Annotated in this window: 16 protein-coding genes; 12 read left to right on the top strand and 4 right to left on the bottom strand. The window is 67.5% G+C overall.

The features are described 5' to 3' along the window. Positions 1–14 precede the first annotated feature (14 nt). The 8 genes from AC5Y7D_RS14380 (at position 15) to AC5Y7D_RS14415 (ending at position 6,843) form a co-directional block, all read left to right on the top strand. The gene (locus AC5Y7D_RS14380; protein ID WP_499924960.1) at positions 15–890 is read left to right on the top strand and encodes a DUF1707 SHOCT-like domain-containing protein; all 876 of its coding nucleotides are present in this window, start codon (positions 15–17) and stop codon (positions 888–890) included. Between the two features lie 138 nt (positions 891–1,028). After that, positions 1,029–1,571, top strand: coding sequence for a PadR family transcriptional regulator (locus AC5Y7D_RS14385; RefSeq protein ID WP_499924962.1), 543 nt, complete (start codon positions 1,029–1,031; stop codon positions 1,569–1,571). A gap of 79 nt (positions 1,572–1,650) precedes the next feature. Continuing rightward, on the top strand, positions 1,651–2,754 hold the full coding sequence (locus AC5Y7D_RS14390; RefSeq protein WP_499924964.1) for an inositol-3-phosphate synthase: 1,104 nt from the start codon (positions 1,651–1,653) through the stop codon (positions 2,752–2,754). A 136-nt stretch (positions 2,755–2,890) separates the two neighbouring features. After that, entirely contained in the window at positions 2,891–3,793 is a 903-nt protein-coding gene (locus AC5Y7D_RS14395) for an Rv0045c family esterase (RefSeq protein WP_499924966.1), read from the top strand. 17 nt (positions 3,794–3,810) lie between these two features. Beyond that, complete coding sequence (locus tag AC5Y7D_RS14400; protein ID WP_499924968.1) at positions 3,811–4,611, top strand: LLM class F420-dependent oxidoreductase; 801 nt, start codon at positions 3,811–3,813, stop codon at positions 4,609–4,611. Between the two features lie 101 nt (positions 4,612–4,712). Beyond that, positions 4,713–5,453, top strand: coding sequence for a GntR family transcriptional regulator (locus AC5Y7D_RS14405; RefSeq protein WP_499924970.1), 741 nt, complete (start codon positions 4,713–4,715; stop codon positions 5,451–5,453). Positions 5,454–5,643: 190 nt separating this feature from the next. Then, positions 5,644–6,138: a MarR family winged helix-turn-helix transcriptional regulator gene (locus tag AC5Y7D_RS14410; RefSeq protein WP_499924972.1), complete on the top strand. Its 495-nt coding sequence runs from the start codon at positions 5,644–5,646 to the stop codon at positions 6,136–6,138. A 39-nt stretch (positions 6,139–6,177) separates the two neighbouring features. Then, complete coding sequence (locus AC5Y7D_RS14415) at positions 6,178–6,843, top strand: SDR family oxidoreductase (RefSeq protein ID WP_499924973.1); 666 nt, start codon at positions 6,178–6,180, stop codon at positions 6,841–6,843. A 4-nt stretch (positions 6,844–6,847) separates the two neighbouring features. On the opposite strand, the gene leuS is transcribed toward AC5Y7D_RS14415, so the two are convergent. After that, complete coding sequence (leuS, locus tag AC5Y7D_RS14420) at positions 6,848–9,706, bottom strand: leucine--tRNA ligase (RefSeq protein ID WP_499924974.1); 2,859 nt, start codon at positions 9,704–9,706, stop codon at positions 6,848–6,850. Positions 9,707–9,916: 210 nt separating this feature from the next. On the opposite strand from leuS, the gene AC5Y7D_RS14425 reads away from it, so the two are divergent. Next, a complete protein-coding gene (locus AC5Y7D_RS14425) occupies positions 9,917–11,020 on the top strand; it encodes an LpqN/LpqT family lipoprotein (protein ID WP_499925225.1) in 1,104 nt (367 codons plus the stop codon). Between the two features lie 55 nt (positions 11,021–11,075). Then, positions 11,076–11,426, top strand: a complete 351-nt coding sequence (locus AC5Y7D_RS14430; protein ID WP_499924978.1) for a hypothetical protein — start codon at positions 11,076–11,078, stop codon at positions 11,424–11,426. A 33-nt stretch (positions 11,427–11,459) separates the two neighbouring features. Here the strand turns inward: AC5Y7D_RS14430 and AC5Y7D_RS14435 are convergent, their stop codons facing one another. Further along, positions 11,460–12,068, bottom strand: coding sequence for a YqgE/AlgH family protein (locus AC5Y7D_RS14435; RefSeq protein WP_499925226.1), 609 nt, complete (start codon positions 12,066–12,068; stop codon positions 11,460–11,462). Between the two features lie 102 nt (positions 12,069–12,170). Between AC5Y7D_RS14435 and AC5Y7D_RS14440 the strand changes: the two genes are divergently transcribed. Together AC5Y7D_RS14440 and AC5Y7D_RS14445 are read left to right on the top strand one after the other, a co-directional pair. After that, positions 12,171–13,493, top strand: coding sequence for an MFS transporter (locus AC5Y7D_RS14440; protein WP_499924980.1), 1,323 nt, complete (start codon positions 12,171–12,173; stop codon positions 13,491–13,493). A gap of 12 nt (positions 13,494–13,505) precedes the next feature. Next, on the top strand, positions 13,506–14,282 hold the full coding sequence (locus tag AC5Y7D_RS14445) for a TIGR03084 family metal-binding protein (RefSeq protein WP_499924982.1): 777 nt from the start codon (positions 13,506–13,508) through the stop codon (positions 14,280–14,282). A 32-nt stretch (positions 14,283–14,314) separates the two neighbouring features. Here the strand turns inward: AC5Y7D_RS14445 and AC5Y7D_RS14450 are convergent, their stop codons facing one another. Further along, entirely contained in the window at positions 14,315–15,493 is a 1,179-nt protein-coding gene (locus tag AC5Y7D_RS14450; RefSeq protein WP_499924984.1) for a PPE domain-containing protein, read from the bottom strand. 7 nt (positions 15,494–15,500) lie between these two features. Next, the gene (locus tag AC5Y7D_RS14455) at positions 15,501–15,848 is read right to left on the bottom strand and encodes a PE domain-containing protein (protein WP_499924986.1); all 348 of its coding nucleotides are present in this window, start codon (positions 15,846–15,848) and stop codon (positions 15,501–15,503) included. Positions 15,849–15,859 lie beyond the last annotated feature (11 nt).

Below are 15,859 nucleotides of genomic sequence, written 5' to 3' on the forward strand. Positions count from 1 at the left end.
TCTACGATCATCCCGTGGCGAAATGGTTGAGCGCACCGGCTCGTGGCGGATCGATGACGACTCGGGCCAAGGACAGCGACCGACAGGACGCGTGCCGGATTCTCGACAATGCGCTCAACGACGGCGAGCTGTCGATGGAGGAGCACCGCGACCGGATACGGGCCGCCACCAACGCGGTGACGCTGGGCGACCTGCAGCGCCTGGTGGAAGATCTGCAGTCCGCCGAAAGTGAGCGTCCCGCTCAGATGCCCAAACTCAAGACGCGGGAGAAACGCAACGGGCTGGGCCTGGCTGCCGCCGCCTTCGGCGTCACCGTGCTGCTGGGCATCGGCATCGGCTGGGGCCTGTACGGCAACACCACCTCGCCACTGGACTTCACCTCCGATCCGGGAGCCAAGTCCGACGGCATCGGGCCGGTGGTGCTGACCCCGCCCAAGCAGCTGCAGTCACTCGGCGGTCTGACCGGCCTGCTGGAGCAGACCCGGAAGCGTTTCGGCGACACCATGGGCTACCGCCTGCTCGTCTATCCCGACTACGCCTCGATCGACCGCAAGGATCCCACCGACGATCGGCGCGTCCTGGACTACAACTACCGCGGCGGTTGGGGCGACCCGACCAGTTCTGCCCGCAACAGCAGCACCGACGTCGCCCTCGTCGACCTGGGCAAGTTCGACGTCAAGACAGTGGTGGGCATTCTGCGCGGCGCACCCGAGACGGTCGGGATCAAACAACAGGACGTCAAGTCGATCTATCTGATCGTCGAGCCGGCCAAGGACCCGACCACGCCCGGCGCGCTCTCGCTGACCATTTATGTTTCCAGTGACTACGGCAGCGGCTATATCGAATTGGCCGGCGACGGCACCGTCAAGCGGGTCAACTACGTGAGCTGAACGCTCGCCCCCCGCCCCTTCCGAGTGTGACTAACGGCGCATTAACGGTCAGTGGTGTTGTCGCTAATATATCGGGGCGATACTATGACACGAGGCGTCGTACCGTCGTAACAATCCATGCAAGAGGGAGGTGAATCGATGCTGGAACTCGCCATTCTGGGTCTCCTCATCGAGTCACCCATGCACGGTTACGAGCTGCGTAAGCGGCTCACCGGGCTGCTCGGTGCGTTCCGCGCGTTCTCCTACGGGTCCTTGTACCCGGCCCTGCGGCGTATGCAGGCCGAAGGGCTGATCGCCGAGAACGCCGCGCCGGCCGGAACGCCGGTACGACGGGCCAGGCGGGTCTACCAGCTGACCGACGAGGGCCGCCGACGTTTCACCGAACTGGTCGCCGACACCGGTCCGCACAACTACACCGATGACGGCTTCGGAGTGCACCTGGCATTTTTCAACCGCACTCCGGCGGAGGCGCGCATGCGCATCCTGGAAGGCCGGCGCCGTCAGGTCGAGGAACGCCGGGAAGGCCTGCGTGAAGCAGTCGCGCGGGCCAGTAGCTCGTTTGATCGCTACACCCGTCAACTGCATCAACTCGGGCTGGAGTCCAGCGAGCGTGAGGTCAAGTGGCTCAACGAGCTCATCGCCGCGGAGCGGGCAGCGCCCAATCCCGTCGAACAGATGTAACCGCCTCACCCAGAGCGAACACCGAAACAAACGAAGAACACCAAGCCAAACAAAGTTACGAAGGTTAGGAGAACGCCCAATGAGTGGGAACACACAGGCGTCGACTGATGTACGAGTCGCCATCGTCGGCGTCGGCAACTGCGCGTCCTCGCTGGTTCAGGGCGTCGAGTACTACTACAACGCCGACGAGTCGTCGTCCGTGCCCGGCTTGATGCACGTCCGGTTCGGCCCGTACCACGTCCGTGACGTCAAGTTCGTCGCCGCGTTCGACGTGGACGCCAAGAAGGTCGGCTTCGACCTGTCCGACGCGATCTACGCCTCGGAGAACAACACCATCAAGATCGCCGACGTGCCGCCGACCAACGTGGTCGTGCAGCGCGGCCCGACCCTCGACGGCATCGGCAAGTACTACGCCGACACCATCGAGTTGTCCGACGAAGAGCCGGTCGACGTGGTCAAGGTTCTCAAGGACAACAAGGTCGACGTGCTGGTGTCCTACCTGCCGGTGGGCTCCGAAGAAGCCGACAAGTTCTACGCCCAGTGCGCGATCGACGCCGGGGTTGCTTTCGTGAACGCGCTGCCGGTCTTCATCGCCTCGGACCCGGTATGGGCCAAGAAGTTCGAGGATGCCGGCGTGCCGATCATCGGTGACGACATCAAGAGCCAGGTGGGCGCCACCATCACCCACCGTGTGATGGCCAAGCTGTTCGAGGACCGGGGTGTCTCGCTGGACCGCACCTACCAGCTCAACGTCGGCGGCAACATGGACTTCAAGAACATGCTCGAGCGCGAGCGGCTGGAGTCCAAGAAGGTCTCCAAGACCCAGGCCGTGACCTCCAACCTCACCGGCTCGCTGGCCGGCAAGGTCGAGGACAAGAACGTCCACATCGGCCCGTCCGACCACGTCGCCTGGCTCGACGACCGCAAGTGGGCCTACGTGCGGCTCGAAGGCCGCGCCTTCGGCGACGTGCCGCTGAACCTGGAGTACAAGCTCGAGGTGTGGGACTCGCCGAACTCGGCCGGGATCATCATCGACGCGGTTCGCGCCGCCAAGATCGCCAAGGACCGCGGCATCGGCGGTCCGGTCATCCCGGCGTCGGCATACCTGATGAAGAGCCCGCCGGAGCAGCTGGCCGATGACATCGCGCGCACGCAGCTCGAAGAGTTCATCGCCGAGGGCTGAAGCCCGGGTAACCCCGCCGAGCCTGCAGATTCGTAGGCCGCTACTCGCACTTCCGCTGCAGATTTGCAGGGTGGGTGCATGCACTACGCGTCTGAGTAACTTTCTGTGATCATGCGCCGTTTGTAAAGTCGGTGACGTGACCGACGCCGCGCACGCCGACCTGTCCGGACTCTCCGAGTTCGACCTGCTCGCCGAGAACGCCGAGCAAGCCGGAGTTTCGGGTCCGCTGCCGACCGTCGAGCGGGTGGCTGCCGATGACATCAGCGCACTGCGCTGGGGCGGGACCGACCCGCGGGTGGTCTTCCTGCACGGGGGCGGCCAGAATGCGCACACCTGGGACACGGTGATCGTCGGCCTGGGTGAACCGGCGCTGGCGGTGGACCTGCCCGGGCACGGCCATTCGTCCTGGCGGGACGACGGCGACTACTCGCCGCAGCACAATGCCGACGCCTTGGCTCCGGTGCTGCGCGACCTCGCCCCCAACGCCGAACTGTTGGTCGGAATGTCCCTGGGCGGGTTGACCGGCATCCGGGTCGGCGCGCTGGCGCCCCAGCTGGTCCGGGAACTCGTGCTGATCGACGTCACACCCTCTGCGCTGGCACGCCACTCCGAGATGACCAAAGAGCAGCGCGGCACCGTGGAGTTGATGCATGGCGAGCGGGAATTCCCCAACTTCCAGACCATGCTGGACCTCACCATCGCCGCCGCGCCGCACCGCGAAGTGAAGGCGTTGCGCCGCGGGGTGTTCCACAACTCGCGCCGGCTGGACAACGGCAACTGGACCTGGCGTTACGACGCCATCCGGGTCTTCCCGGACTTCAGCACATTGTGGGACGACGTCGACGCCCTGGCCGCACCCGTGACGCTTGTCCGCGGCGGCTGGTCGGGGTTTGTCAATGAGGAAGATGTCGCCGAACTCGGTAGGCGCGCAAGGCATTTCCGCGGCGCACACGTCGTCGAGAACTCCGGCCACTCGGTGCAGAGTGATCAGCCGCGCGCCCTGATCGATCTGGTACGAACGGTGATCGACGGGCGCTGACGCCTACGGTGGTGAGTATGACCTCACCTGTGCTCCCCGACTTTCCGATCCGCATCGGTGTGCAGCTGCAGCCTCAGCATGCCCCGCAGTACAGCCAGATCCGCGATGCCGTTCGCCGGTGTGAGGATATCGGCGTAGACGTTGCGTTCAATTGGGACCACTTCTTCCCGCTCTACGGCGATCCCGACGGGGCCCATTTCGAGTGTTGGACCATGCTGGCGGCCTGGGCCGAGCAGACCTCACGCATTCAGATCGGCGCGTTGGTGACGTGCAACTCCTATCGCAACCCCGAACTGCTGGCTGACATGGCCCGGACCGTTGACCACATTTCCGGCGGCCGGCTCATCCTGGGCATCGGCTCGGGCTGGAAACAGAAAGACTACGACGAGTACGGCTACCAGTTCGGCACCGCCGGCAGCCGACTCGACGACCTTGCGGGCGCGCTCCCCCGCATCAAATCGCGGTTGGCCAAACTGAACCCGGCGCCGACCCGGGAGATCCCGGTGCTGATCGGCGGGGGCGGCGAACGCAAGACACTTCGTCTGGTCGCCGAGCACGCCGATGTGTGGCACAGCTTTGCCTCCGCCGAAGAATTCCCGGCGAAGTCGGCGGTGCTGGCTCAGCATTGCGAGGCGGTCGGACGGGACCCGGCCACCATCGAACGCTCGGCGTCGGCCGGCAGCGGGGCGAAGCTGATCGGCAACGCCGAAGCGCTGGCCGCCCTGGGCGTCACGCTGCTCACCGTCGGCTGCGACGGACCCCAATACGATCTGGCGGACGCCGCAGCGCTCTGCCGGTGGCGCGACAGTTCGACATAGGCGCAGCTTCATCTGCGAAACTTCTCAACCTACCCGCCCAGTCGTGAGAAACTTGCGCAGCTAAAGGCCGTCGGGTGGCTGAAAAGAGATGCAAAAAACTGATGCCTAAGAAGTACGGGATCAAAGAAAAAGACCAAGTGGTGACGCACCTGCTCAACTTGGTGCTGACCGGGAAACTGCACAGCGGCGACCGCGTCGACCGCAACGAGATTGCGCAGGATCTGGGCATCAGCCGAGTCCCCATCCAAGAGGCATTGGTCCAGCTCGAGCATGACGGCATAGTGTCGACGCGGTACCACCGCGGTGCTTTCGTCGAGCGGTTCGATGAATCGACTGTGCTAGAGCACCACGAGCTCGACGGTCTGCTCAACGGCATCGCCTCCGCCCGCGCGGCGACCAGCCCAACACCGCGCATCTTGGGCGAACTCGACTCGCTGATGCGCTCGATGCGCGCTGCCAAGGAGCCGCGCAACTTCGCCGAGATCGCCTGGGAGTACCGCCGGGTGGTCAACGACGAGTACGCCGGTCCGCGCCTACACGCCACCATCCGCGCATCTCAGAACCTCATCCCGCGCGTCTTCTTCATGACCTACCAGCACAGCCGCGATGACATGCTGCCGTTCTACGAGGAAGAACACGCTGCCATCCACCGCCGCGACCCGGAGGCCGCCCGGTCCGCCTGCATCGGCCGCTCGGCTGTGATGGCCAAGACGATGGTGGCCGAACTGTGCAGGCGCGGAGTGTTCAGCCCGCGCGAGGAGCCCGCGGACCAAGTGGCGGATCCGCTCCCCATACCCGCCGAGCCGGTGGTGACCCGCGAGCGGCCGTCGCTGGTGCTCTAACCCGACCCGTGCCACCGACTCGGCAAAGTTGTCAGGTGCGGGCCTGCAGGGCAGATATTCAGGACCGCCCACACTGAGCGGGGGTAACAGTTGCTCTTGCAGGTGCTGTGACCCGGCCTTTTCTCGGCCAGGCGCGCCCGTGCAGCGCATTGCCTCCACCTATGGGCGTGGCGGGTTAGACTGCCGTTTTATGGCGGACAGCGAACCCACACCCCCGGAGGTGTCGGAGCTGGCGGAGGGGCTGCACCGGTCGCTGTCCAAGCTTTCCACGATTCTGCGCCGCGGCGACCCGGCCGGCGGTGCGGTAGCCGGTGAGTTGACGCTGGCCCAGTTGTCGATCCTGATCACCCTGCTCGACCGCGGTCCGATCAGAATGACGGACCTCGCCGCCCACGAGCGGGTCCGCACCCCCACCACCACCGTGGCGATCCGCCGGCTGGAAAAGGTCGGTTTGGTGAAGCGGTCGCGCGACCCGTCGGACCTGCGTGCGGTGCTGGTCGACATCACCCCGCAGGGGCGGGCGGTGCACAACGAGTCGTTGGCCAATCGCCATGCCGCACTGGCGGCCATGCTCAGCCAACTACCCAAGTCCGACTTGGATATCCTGATGGAGGCCTCGGCGCCCCTGGCCCGGCTGGCCAGCGGTGAGCCGGCCGGCCCGGCAGCCGAGCCCGAAGAAGCGTGAACTTGTTTGCTGCCAACATGATCGGTAACTACTGACGGCATGCCCACCGCACTCATCACCGGCGCCAGTGGCGGTATCGGTGCTGCGATCGCGACGGCACTGGCACCCACCCACACCCTGTTGCTGGCCGGCCGCCCGTCGGCGCGCCTGGACAGCGTCGCCGAAGGGTTGGGCGCCACCACCTTCCCGCTGGACCTGACCGACACCGATTCCATCGAAGCCAGTTGTGAAGTCATCGACGAGCTCGACGTGCTAGTGCACAACGCCGGGGTGTCCATTCCCGGACGGGTCGAGGAGTCGCACGTGGACGAATGGCGCGCTACCTTCAGCGTGAATGTCTTTGGTGCTGTTGCGCTTACGCTGACCCTGCTGCCGGCGCTGCGCCAGGCCCGGGGTCGGGTGGTGTTCATCAACTCCGGTTCGGGCCGCAACGTCTCGCCGGGCATGGCCTCGTATTCGGCGAGCAAGTTCGCGCTGCGCGCCTTCGCCGACTCGCTGCGCAGTGATGAGCCGGCACTGCTCGTGACGTCGGTGCATCCCGGCCGGGTGGACACCGACATGCAGCGAGAACTGGTCGCCTACGAGGGCGGCGAGTACGCCCCGGCGCGGTTCCTGCGGCCCGAGACGGTCGCCGGGGTGGTCGCCAGCGTGGTCGCCACTCCCCGCGACGGTCACGTGCATGAGGTGGTTATTCGCCCCCGCTGATTGGTCACACGACCAGATTCACCATCCGGCCGGGCACCACGATCACCTTGCGCGGGGTGGACCCCGCGAGAAATGCCTGGACCTTCTCGTCGGCCAACGCCGCCGCCTGCACCGCGTCGGTGTCCGCGTCGGACGCCACCAGTACCCGGCCCCGCACCTTGCCGTTCACCTGCACCGGGTACTCGACGGTGTCGTCCACCAGGTAGGAGGGGTCGGCCACGGGGAAGGGGCCGTGCGCCAACGAGGTGTTGTGGCCCAGCCGCAGCCACAGTTCCTCGGCCAGGTGCGGGGCCAACGGTGCCAGCATCAGCACCAGCGGTTCGACGGCCGCGCGCGGGACGCCGTCGCGGTATTGCTTGGTGAGGTGGTTGGTGTACTCGATCAACTTGGCGGCGGCAGTGTTGTTTCGCAGTCCGGCATAGTCGTCGGATACGCCGGCGATGGTGCGATGAAGCGCTCGCAATGTGTCGGCGCCCGGTTCGGCATCGACCGCCCGGATCTCGCCGCTGTCCTCGTCGATCACCAGACGCCACACCCGTTGCAGAAACCGGTGCGCGCCGACGACATCTTTGGTCGCCCACGGCCGGGACGCCTCCAGCGGGCCCATCGACATCTCGTATACCCGCAACGTGTCGGCACCGTAGTCGTCGCAGATCTCATCCGGTGAAATCGAGTTCTTCAGGCTCTTGCCGATTTTGCCGAATTCCTGAAAGACCTCGATCTCACCGTCGGGCCCGGGGTAGAAGAAGCCGCCGTCCCGCTCGATCACGTCCTCGGCGGGCACATACGCTCCGCGCTTGTCGGTGTAGGCGTAGGCCTGGATGTAGCCCTGGTTGACCAGCCGTCGATACGGCTCCCGGGAGCTGACGTCGCCCAGGTCGTACAGGACCTTGTGCCAGAACCGGGAATACAGCAGGTGCAGGACCGCGTGCTCGGCACCGCCGACGTACAGGTCGACACCGCCCGGGTCGTCCGGGCCGTGTTCGGCCGGCCGCGGACCCATCCAATAGGCCTCGTTTTCCCTGGCGCAGAACCGCTCCGCGTTGTGCGGGTCGGTGTAACGCAGCTCGTACCATGAGCTGCCGGCCCATTGCGGCATCACATTGGTGTCGCGGGTGTAGGGCTTGAGGCCATCTCCGAGATCCAACTCGACGTGCACCCATTCGGTCGCCTTCGCCAGCGGTGGTGACGGCTCGCTGTCGGAGTCGTCAGGATCGAACAACACCGGCGAATAGTCCGGCACGTCGGGCAATTCCACGGGCAACGCCGCCTCGTCGATCGCGTGGGCACGCCCGTCGGCGCCGTACACAATCGGAAAGGGCTCGCCCCAGTACCGCTGACGCGCGAAAAGCCAGTCCCGCAGCTTGAACTGGATGCGGGCCCGGCCCCGGCCCTGCGATTCCAGCCGTTCGATCATGGCCTGCTTCGCGTCGGCCACGGTCTTGCCGTCCAAAAAGCCGGAGTTGACCAGCACGCCGTCACCGGCATGTGCGGCTTGCGAAATATCGCCGCCGGCAATGACTTCGACGATCGGCAGGCCGAACTGCCGGGCGAAGTCCCAGTCGCGCTGGTCGTGACCCGGCACCGCCATGATCGCGCCCGTGCCGTAACCGGACAGCACGTAGTCGGCGATGAAGATCGGTACCGGTTCGCCGTTGGCCGGGTTGGTGGCATAGCTGCCCAGGAACACGCCGGTCTTGTCTCTGCTTTCCTGGCGTTCGAGGTCAGACTTGGCCGCGATGGCGCGCCGGTATGCGGCCACCGCCGCGGCGGGGGTGGCGTCGCCGTACGTCCAGTGCACGGAAGTCCCGTCGGGCCAGTCGGCGGCCACCAACTCATCGACCAGCTCGTGCTCGGGGGCCAGCACCAGATAGGTGGCGCCGAAAAGTGTGTCGGGCCGGGTGGTGAATACCTCGATATCGGCTTTCGCGGTGGCGAACAGTGCCGTGGCACCGGTCGAACGTCCGATCCAATTGCGCTGCATGGTCTTGACCTGATCCGGCCAGTCCAGGCTGTCGAGGTCGTCGAGCAAGCGGTCGGAGTACGCGGTGATCCTCATCATCCACTGGCGCAAGCGTTTTCGAAACACCGGGAAGTTGCCGCGTTCGCTGCGGCCGTCACCCGTAACCTCCTCGTTGGCCAGCACCGTGCCCAGACCGGGACACCAGTTCACCATCGAATCGGCGCGGTACACCAGCCGATAGCCGTCGATCACGTCGGCCCGCTCCCCCGCCGACAACGCCGCCCACTGCCTACCGTCGTCGAGAGCCCTTGCACCCGAATCGAACTCGGAAATCAGCTCCGATATCGGGCGAGCCTTTTTCTTGGCGGTGTCAAACCAGGCGTTGTAGATCTGCAGGAAGATCCACTGCGTCCACTTGTAGAACTCGACGTCGGTGGTGGAGAAACTGCGACGGCTGTCGTGGGCGAGCCCGAGCCGGGCCAGCTGGCGCCGGAAGTTGACCACGTTGGCCTCGGTCCTGGTGCGCGGGTGGGTGCCGGTCTGCACCGCATACTGCTCGGCGGGCAGTCCGAAGGAGTCGAATCCCAACGCGTGCAACACATTACGGCCGGTCATCCGATAGTAGCGGGCGTAGACGTCGGTGGCGATATAGCCCAGCGGGTGACCGACGTGCAACCCCTCCCCCGACGGGTAGGGGAACATGTCCTGCACGAAAAGCTTGTCCCGGGGTACGGCTGAGCCGTCCGCAGGCGCCAACGAGCCGACCGGGTTGGGCACGTTGAACGTTCCCAGCCGAGTCCAGTTGTCCTGCCAGGCGCGTTCCAGCCCGGCGGCGAGCCCGGCGGTATAGCGGTACCGCGGCGCGTCAGCGTCGGGTGCAGCGGTCGGCGATTCTGTCACGCCCAACAGGGTATAAGGACGCTTCTGGAAGAGGCCGCGCCGAGCCCGCCGGGCACGGGTTGGTCTCGGTTCCGTTGCACGCCGATCAGAGGTTCATCCCAGCTCTATTTCGGGCATGGTCGATGCCGCTGAGCAGTGGTTACATTCAGCCTCGATGGTGGGTTGCACAAGTTCATCAGCGCCCCAGCTATTCCGGAGGGACCGATCGAGATGATGCAGATCGCGCGCAGCTGGCGGACACTCGTGGGTGGCGTCGCCGCCGGATGTGTCTGCTTCGGGGTCGGCGTCGGGACTGCTTCGGCCGAACCCCTGGTCCCTCAGCCGGCGCAACCCGGCCCCGTGCCGATGCAGCCGGCCACCCAGCCGGGGCAGAGCTCAACGGTGTTTCCGGGCGGCGTCAACAGCAACCGGTTTGCCCCTCCCCCGGCGCAAGCGCCGGGCCAGCTGCCGCTGCAGGTGCCCGGTCCGGTAGCCGCGCCCATTCCGGCGGTGGCCCCCGCGGCCGTTCCGGCCACCGGTCCGGCGCCCGCCGTTGCCGCTCCGCAGCCGCCGGCGGTCACTCCCGCCACCACGGGAACGCTGCGCGAGTACCTCGAGGGCAAGGGCGTCAAACTCGAGGCGCAACGCCCACTGGGTTTCAAGGCCCTCGACATCACCGTGCCGATGCCCCCGCGCTGGACCCAGGTGCCTGACCCCAACGTGCCCGACGCGTTCGTGGTGATCGCAGACCGTGTCGGCGGCAACAGCGTCTACACGTCGAATGCGCAGGTCGTCGTCTACAAGCTGGTCGGGGACTTCGACCCCGCGGAGGCGATCACCCACGGCTTCGTCGACAGCCAGCGGCTGCTCGCCTGGCAGACCACCAACGCCTCGCTGGCCAGCCTCGGGTCGTTCCCGTCGTCGGTGATCGAGGGCACCTACCGCGAGAACGACATGACGCTCAACACCTCGCGACGCCATGTCCTGGCAAATTCCGGCTCCGACAAGTTCCTGGTCTCGCTGTCGGTGACGACCGCCGCCACGCAGGCGGTCGCCGACGCGCCGGCCACCGACGCGATCGTCAGCGGCTTCCGGGTGTCCACACCCGGTGTCGGCGGGCCGGCTCCGGCCGGGGCCGGGGCGCCGACCGCAGCACCAGCGCCCGCCGCGCCCGCGCCGCAGGGACCCGCCCGGCCCGCCGCACCTGCTGCGCCCCAGGCATCAACCCCACCGGCTGCGCCGGCCACTCCCCCGGCGCCGCGGGCCGTCCCCGCGCCCGGGCAGCCTGCCTCGGTGCCGCCCCTTCTCACCCTCACCCCGGCCCCCGGGCACTGATCGGCTGGTGGGAGGCCGGCGCGCGGAAACAGCGGCGGACTCGTATGGTTAGCGCATGCTTATCGCGGGCGTGGTGTCCTTGTGTGCGGCGGTAGCGTCGGCCGCATTCGGTATCTGGTCTCTGTCTCATGCGCCCACCACTGACGCCATGCAGTTGGCACTGCGCTCGATGGCGCCCACCCAGTTCGCTGCCGCGGTGATGCTGGCCGCCGGGGGAGTGGTGGCGCTGGCGGCATCGCCGCACACCGCGGTGGTGGTGGTAATCGTCTGCATCGCAGGCGCGCTCGGCACCCTGGCCACCGGCTCGTTACAGAGCGCCAAATATGCGCTGCGCCGCGAGGTAGCAACCGCCGATCAGCCCGGGTGTGCCGGCAGCTGCGGGGCCTGCACGCGGTCCTGCCACTGAGGGCGGATCGCCGTCGACCGTGGCGTACCGGGACTAGTTCCGGCTCAGGTCGATCGGGTGCGTGGCCAGCAGCGAAAGCGGCAACGGCTGGCGGCGCAACACCTGCCCCCACAGGTCCGCCCGCGGCGGCGCCAGTACGTCAGATGGCAACGCCGACAGGACAATCCAGTCGTCCCGCTCGATTTCGCCTTCGAGTTGCCCGATAGTCCAGCCGGAGTATCCGGCGAAGATCCGCACGCCTTCCACCGCGGGTGCGATCAGATCCGGGTCGGCATCCAGGTCGACCATCACCATGCGGCCCGCGACATGCCGTAACCCCGGCACTCCGTCGGGTTCGGCACCGACCCGCAACACCGCCAGACACAGCGCCGCGTCCCGCTTGACCGGCCCGCCGATGAACATCGTCTTGGGCTTGGCCGCCAGCTTCGCCCACTGCGGCAACACGTTGTAGACGGCCGTCTCGCTGGACCGGTTCAGCACCACGCCGAGCGTTCCGCCCTCGTTGTGTTCGACGATGTAGATGACGCTGCGCCGAAAGGTCGGCTCCAGTAGATCGGTGTTGGCCAGCAACAAGGTACCCGCCCGAACTCGCTGGGCGGCGGGTGCGAAGTTGTCCTCGGGATCTTCGTGCTGCGCCACTATCACATCATGGCACCCGATGCCCGATCGCCGGTGCAAACAGCCGCGCCCGGGGGAAGATTTGTACTGTGATTGGGACGGCGCAGCGCCGACCCGACATTGCCTGTGCCGATCGTGGAAGTGGGTTCAGTGATTCTCACCCGGATGCAGGCGAGCGCACCCGTCGAACTGTGGCGGTCGGTGCGCGCCCTGCCCGACTTCTGGCGACTTCTGCAGCTGCGCATGGCGAGTCAGTTCGGCGACGGTCTGTTCCAGGCGGGCCTGGCGGGAGCACTGCTGTTCAACCCGGACCGGGCCGCCGATCCGATGGCGATCGCACGGGCGTTCGCCGTGTTGTTCCTCCCGTACTCGCTGCTCGGGCCGTTCGCCGGCGCCCTGATGGACCGGTGGGATCGGCGGCTGGTGCTGGTCGGGGCGAACATCGCGCGGCTGTGCTTCATCATCGCGATCGGCACGATTCTGGCGGTCGGTGCCGGCGATTGGGTGCTGTTGTTCGCCGCGCTGCTCGCCAACGGTTTGGCGCGTTTCGTGGCATCCGGTCTGTCGGCTTCGCTGCCGCACGTCGTGCCGCGGCCGCAGGTCGTCACGATGAACTCGGTGGCCGCCGCATCCGGGGCCGCCTCGGCCTTTCTGGGTGCCAACTTCATGCTGGTGCCGCGCTGGCTGGGCGGCGCCGGCGATCATGGCGCGGCGGCGGTCATCTTCACCGCCCTGGTCCCCGTAGCGCTGGCACTGCTGCTGTCGGTCCGGTTCGCCCCGCGGGTACTCGGCCCGGACGACACCAAGCGGGCGATCCACGGCTCGGCCGTGTACGCCGTGATCACCGGTTGGCTGCACGGGGTTAGGACGGTCGTTCAACTCCCGTCGGTGGCCGCGGCCCTGTCCGGGCTGGCCGCCCACCGGATGGTCGTCGGGATCAATTCGCTGTTGATCCTGCTGCTGGTACACCACATGACCAATGCCGACGTCGACGGTTTGGGCACCGCTCTGGTGTTCTTCGCCGCGACCGGCCTGGGAGCTTTCCTGGCCAACGTGCTGACCCCGGTGCTGATCCGACGCTGGGGCCGTCACGCCACGGCGAACGGTGCGTTGGTGGCGGCGGCCGTGATTCAGACCGCAGCGGCCGGGCTGTTCCTACCGGTGATGGTGGTGTGCGGTTTCCTGCTGGGCGTCGCCGGCCAGGTGGTGAAACTTTGCGCCGACTCGGCAATGCAGATCGACGTCGACGACGCGTTGCGCGGACATGTCTTCGCGGTCCAGGATGCGCTGTTCTGGGTCTCCTTCATCGCCGCGGTCACCGTCGCGGCCGCCTTCGTTCCCGACGACGGACGCGCACCGATGTTTGTGGTGTTCGGTTCGGTGATCTATCTGATCGGACTGCTGGTGCATAGCCTGGTCGGCCGTCGGGCCAAGACCGCGAGCGGGTAGGAGGTACTTCAGATGGCCGGTTGCGCTGCGTTCGTCGCCGATCTGCAAGCCGAGAGCGACGACCTCGACGCACTGGTGGCCCCGCTGGCCGCGAAAGACTGGGCCATCATGACACCCGCGCCGGGCTGGACCATCGCGCACCAGATCGGGCACCTGCTGTGGACCGACAGAGTCTCGCTGCTCTCGGTCACCGACGAGGCCGCGTTCGGCGCAGCGCTGGGCGCAGCCGCCGCCGATCCGGCCGGGTTCGTCGATGCGGGCGCCGAAGAACTGGCCGCAATGCCCCCGGCCACGCTGCTTGCCGACTGGCGCAGCACTCGTCGCCGGTTGCACGAGGCGCTGCTCGCGGTGTCCGACGGCCGCAAGTTGCCCTGGTTCGGGCCGCCGATGAGCGCGTCGTCGATGGCCACCGCGCGGCTCATGGAGACCTGGGCCCACGGCCTGGATGTGGCTGACGCGCTCGGTGTCACCCGGGCGCCGACAGCCCGGCTGCGTTCGGTCGCGCACATCGGCGTGCGGGCCCGCGACTACGCCTTCGTCGTAAACAACCTGACGCCGCCGAGTGAACCGTTCTATGTCGAGTTGCGTGGTCCCGGCGGCGACACCTGGTCGTGGGGACCGCCGGAAGCGGCGCAGCGCGTCACCGGTTCGGCGGAGCATTTCTGTTTCCTGGTGACCCAGCGCCGGCCGCGGCATGCGTTGGATGTGACGGCGGTGGGGGAGGACGCGCAACGCTGGCTGCAGATCGCGCAGGCCTTCGCGGGACCGCCCGGGGCCGGGCGTTCGTGAGCCCAGCGCCTTGCCGACTGTGAAGCGGTTTGCTAGCGAGGTTCGCGGTAATCGCGTTCGTCGACGACGACGCGTGCCCGCGTCACCTCGCCCTTCTCGGCCTCGCCGCCGCCTCGCGCCAGCATGCCGCCGGGCGCCATCGGAACCGGGGCGCCGCCGGTGGCGACGGTGGGCCCACGCACCTCCGCGGCGTTGAGCACTCCGGCCCGCAGGCTCGTCGGCTTGCCGCCGACTTCGGGTTCGAAACTGCTGGTGGGCCGGGTGTAACTGGTGAGCCCGGCGCCGGGCAAGCCGCCGGCGGCAGCCACGCCGCCGCCCGCCGAGCCCCCGCCGCCCGCGGCGATCCCGGCAGACTCGGCGACGACCGCCGCATTCGGCGCGCCCGCGGACGGGAACATTCCACCGAACGCCTGCATCATGCCTTGCGGCATGCTGGTGACACTCTGCATGGCCTGCATCGGCGCCTGCACCATCGCCTTGAGCGGCTCGGTGGCGCCGGACACCATCTGCATCGGTTCCTGCATGAACGAACTCAGCTGACCGGTCGACTCGGCGGGCGACGCCGCGCCCCGGCCCGCGCTCTGCGCGGCCTGACCCGACGCCTGTACCGCGTTGTGCATTCCGGTCTGCGCCGCGGCCTGCGCCACCGCTTGTGCCGCTGTTGCCGGTGCGGCCGGCGAAGCACCCATCGGCGCGACGGGTGGAGGCACGGTGAGCGCTGCGATCAGCGCGCTCAACGCACCGGAGTACGCCCAGCCCACCCCGGAGTTGTGCGGCCAGTGCTCGCCGAAATACTCCGAGTCCCGCTCGACGATCCCGGGCGTGTTCTGGCCGAACCAATTGGTGGTGTTCAAGACGGTCCACTCGTCGCGGTTGGTCTGCGAGACCACCGACGGGATGACGGCAGACCGCGCCAGCATGAATGCCTCGACGGCGGCCTGCGTGACGTTGATCTTCTCGGCGGTCCAACCCACCAATGTCTGCAGCCCGGCGTTGAGCCCCGTCGCGGCGACCGCCGAGGCGACCGAACCGACTCCCTGCCACTGCGCCTGGGTGACCAGAGTGTTGACCGAGGAGAGACCCGCCGACAGTTCGTTGTTGGCGGTCTCGGTGACCCACACGGCATTGTTGGCGATCACCGAGGCGGGGGAGCCGGCCTCGAAAATCGCCGCAACGACTTCGGGTGGACCTGTCCAGCGGGGATCCGGCATGGGCGTCCTACAGTCCGACGGCGCCCGCGTTGGCGGCCTCCGCCGCGACGGTGGCGGCCGACGACAAGCCTTGGGCACCCGAGAAGACGGCGCGCTGCCCGACGTGCTCAGCGGCGGTGCCCAGGTAGGCGGCGCCGGCCGCGTTAAGCGCCGCCGCGAACTCGATGGAGTCGGCGTCGGACGCCATCGGCATCACCGCGGTGAGCGCGGCCGCACCGGCCGCCGTGGTGGCGGCCATCTCCTCGCTGATCCCCGCCTCGGCAGCCGCCGACAAGTCGACAGCGCCCGGCACCATGCCGAAGAATCCGCCCATTGCCACCTCCCGAGTCATTCCGCCGAACAGCGCCGGCGGCAAGTTGCGCTGAG

It is taken from the genome of Mycobacterium sp. NGS49 (genome assembly GCF_059812565.1).

Excerpts from the sequence above, each read along its gene's own strand:
- AC5Y7D_RS14385 (WP_499924962.1), top strand. The coding sequence starts at position 1,029 with ATGCTGGAACTCGCCATTCTGGGTCTCCTCATCGAGTCACCCATGCAC.
- AC5Y7D_RS14390 (WP_499924964.1), top strand. The coding sequence starts at position 1,651 with ATGAGTGGGAACACACAGGCGTCGACTGATGTACGAGTCGCCATCGTC.
- AC5Y7D_RS14400 (WP_499924968.1), top strand. The coding sequence starts at position 3,811 with ATGACCTCACCTGTGCTCCCCGACTTTCCGATCCGCATCGGTGTGCAG.
- AC5Y7D_RS14405 (WP_499924970.1), top strand. The coding sequence starts at position 4,713 with ATGCCTAAGAAGTACGGGATCAAAGAAAAAGACCAAGTGGTGACGCAC.
- AC5Y7D_RS14410 (WP_499924972.1), top strand. The coding sequence starts at position 5,644 with ATGGCGGACAGCGAACCCACACCCCCGGAGGTGTCGGAGCTGGCGGAG.
- AC5Y7D_RS14415 (WP_499924973.1), top strand. The coding sequence starts at position 6,178 with ATGCCCACCGCACTCATCACCGGCGCCAGTGGCGGTATCGGTGCTGCG.
- AC5Y7D_RS14425 (WP_499925225.1), top strand. The coding sequence starts at position 9,917 with ATGATGCAGATCGCGCGCAGCTGGCGGACACTCGTGGGTGGCGTCGCC.
- AC5Y7D_RS14430 (WP_499924978.1), top strand. The coding sequence starts at position 11,076 with ATGCTTATCGCGGGCGTGGTGTCCTTGTGTGCGGCGGTAGCGTCGGCC.
- AC5Y7D_RS14445 (WP_499924982.1), top strand. The coding sequence starts at position 13,506 with ATGGCCGGTTGCGCTGCGTTCGTCGCCGATCTGCAAGCCGAGAGCGAC.
- AC5Y7D_RS14450 (WP_499924984.1), bottom strand. The coding sequence starts at position 15,493 with ATGCCGGATCCCCGCTGGACAGGTCCACCCGAAGTCGTTGCGGCGATT.